At 68.0% G+C, this 2,527-nt stretch carries 2 protein-coding genes and 1 pseudogene; all 3 read left to right on the forward strand.

The features are described 5' to 3' along the window. The coding region (locus tag I59_RS02025) for an ABC transporter substrate-binding protein (RefSeq protein WP_022902448.1) at positions 1-1,217 on the forward strand (1,217 nt) is incomplete at its 5' end. After that, positions 1,214-2,290 (forward strand): carbohydrate ABC transporter permease, encoded by a 1,077-nt coding sequence (locus I59_RS02030; protein ID WP_022902449.1) that lies wholly within the window; start codon positions 1,214-1,216, stop codon positions 2,288-2,290. The genes I59_RS02025 and I59_RS02030, both read left to right, overlap by 4 nt. Further along, positions 2,287-2,527: pseudogene (locus tag I59_RS22505) on the forward strand (hypothetical protein); the annotation flags it as partial. The gene I59_RS02030 and the pseudogene I59_RS22505, both read left to right, overlap by 4 nt.

Raw genomic sequence — 2,527 nt, forward strand, 5'->3', positions numbered from 1 at the left:
CTGGCCGGTGTTCGACCGGCACCGCGATCTCCCGCGACCCGGACGAGCTCGTCCTCTGGTACTGGAACGGGTCGCTCGACCNGAAGTTCNTGCGGCGGGCCGCCGGGGGGATCCCCGGGCAGGGGTCGAAGCGCCTCCGCCCCGACCTCATCGGCGGGGCGTCGTACGACACGAAGTTCCGCACGGCCCTCGCCGGCAACGCGTTCATCCCGGACGTCCTGATGATCAACTCGAACTGCTGGCTGTACTTCCCGGACGAGGAGCTCTTCACCGACTTCCGTCCCACCGCGGCCGAGCGGTCGTCGTACTACGACTGGAAGCTCTCCCTCGGTCGGACACCGTCGGGACGCCAGTGCTTCTGGCCGGTCGACACCGGACCGACCGGTTTCTTCTACAACGAGGAGGTCCTCCGGCAGGCGGGCCTGCCGACGGCGCCGGACGAGGTCAGCGCCGCGATCGGCACGTGGTCGGACTTCCGGGACTTCGGCAAGCAGATCAAGCGGAAGACGGGCGCGGCGACCATCATCACGGCGACGCAGCTCTTCAACCAGTACATCGCAGCGAGCCCGACCCGCTACTTCGACCGCGACGACCAGCCCCTCTACCAGCGCGACGACAGCGCGGTGCGGAAGGCCTGGGACAACGCGGTCGAGTCGATCCGGGCCGGCATCACCGGCAACCTGCAGTCCGGTACCGACCAGAACGCCGGGTGGGTCGCCGGTCGGGTCGCCGGACAGATCGAGGGCGCGTGGTGGACGCAGGTCATCCACGACACCGCGCCGGACCTCTCCGGCAAGTGGCGCATCGCCCGGCAACCCGAACGCCCCGGCAACAGCGGCGGCTCGTTCCTCGCGGTGCCGAAGTCGTCGAAGGACCCGGCGGCGGCCGTGGCGTTCGCGAAGTGGATCACCGGGCCAGAGGTCCAGTCGCACACCTACAACGACATCCAGCTCTTCCCCTCCACCCCGGCGTCCTTCTCGAACGGGCTCATGCGGAACCCGGGCGACTACTTCGGCGACCAGGACCCGCTCGACTTCTTCCGCGACGCCGCACCGGAGGTGCCCGTGACCTACATCTCGAACCGGGAACGGTTCATCGGCGCGTTCGCGACCGAGATCACCAACGTCGAGTCGACGGGCAAGGACCCGGAGCGGGCATGGAAGGACGCGGTCGACCAGACCGACCGCGTCCTCGCGAAGCGGGGGGTGGCGGCATGACCTCCACCCGCGAAGCCCCGGCGACGACCGCGAACCCGGTCGTCGGCGGGACGCCCACCTCGTCGATCTCGACCGCGGCGACGGGCCACCGGTCCCTCCGCCGCTTCTGGCCGCAGTACGTCGCGATCGCGCCGTTCTACGTCCTGTTCCTGGTGTTCGGGCTGTTCCCGATCGTGTTCTCGATCGTGCTGTCGTTCACCGACTGGGACGGCGTCGGTGCGCCCGCGTGGGTCGGGTTCGCGCAGTACCAGTACCTGCTCGGCGACCCGCGGTTCTGGAACGCGGTGTCGAACACGTTCATCATCTGGATCATCTCCACGGTCCCGATGCTCTTCCTCGCGCTCGTGCTCGCGTTCCTGCTCCACGGGAACATCCGGGCGAAGGGCTTCTACCGCGTCGCGTACTTCATCCCGAACGTCACCAGCATGGTGGCGATGGCCATCGTGTTCGGGTCGGTGTTCTCCGACGGCTTCGGACTCGTGAACGCCGCGCTCCGTGCCGTCGGTGCGGACCCGGTCGGGTGGCTGTCCACCTACTGGGGCGTCAAGGTGACCATCGCGGTGATGGTCATCTGGCGGTGGACCGGGTACAACGCGATCATCTACCTCGCCGGCCTCCAGTCGATCCCCACCGAGCTGTACGACGCCGCGAAGGTCGACGGCGCGAACACCTGGCAGATCTTCACCCGGATCACGATCCCGATGCTGCGGCCGGTCATCCTGTTCACCGTCATCACGTCGACGATCGGCGGACTCGGGCTCTTCACCGAGCCGCAGATCCTGTTCAACGGCCAGGCCGTCGGCGGACCGGACGAAGCCGGCATGACGATCGTGCTGTACCAGTACGACCAGGCGTTCAACCAGTTCGACTTCGGCTACGGGTCGGCGATCGCCTGGGTGCTGTTCTTCTTCTCCGTGGTGTTCGCGATCATCAACTGGCGACTGCTCAGCGAACGGGACGGCTTGAAGACACCGAGGCGACTGCGCACCGCGCGTGCCCTCACCCTCGCTCCGGCCACCACGTCCACGACGTCCACGACGTCCACGACGTCCACGAAGGGGAACCGCGCATGAGCGCCGACACCGCACCGCGCACGACGAACACCGCGGCTGCACTCGGCCGCCCGAACGCCGTCGCCGACCGGCCGGACGACCACCGCCGTGGGTTCCGGCACGGCTGGGTCGGACGCGTCGTCACCCACCTGTGCCTCATCGTCGGCGTGGTGCTGTCGATCTTCCCTTTCTACTGGCTGCTCGTGATGTCGACGTCTTCGAACGCTCAGATCTTCGGCTACCCGCCCTCGCTCTGGT

Origin of the sequence: Curtobacterium sp. B8 (genome assembly GCF_000333315.1) — a bacterium.
Classification (GTDB): Bacteria; Actinomycetota; Actinomycetes; order Actinomycetales; family Microbacteriaceae; genus Curtobacterium; species Curtobacterium luteum.

What these genes read in the sequence shown, in the direction of transcription:
- I59_RS02030 (WP_022902449.1), top strand. Translation starts at nt 1,214, where the DNA reads ATGACCTCCACCCGCGAAGCCCCGGCGACGACCGCGAACCCGGTCGTC.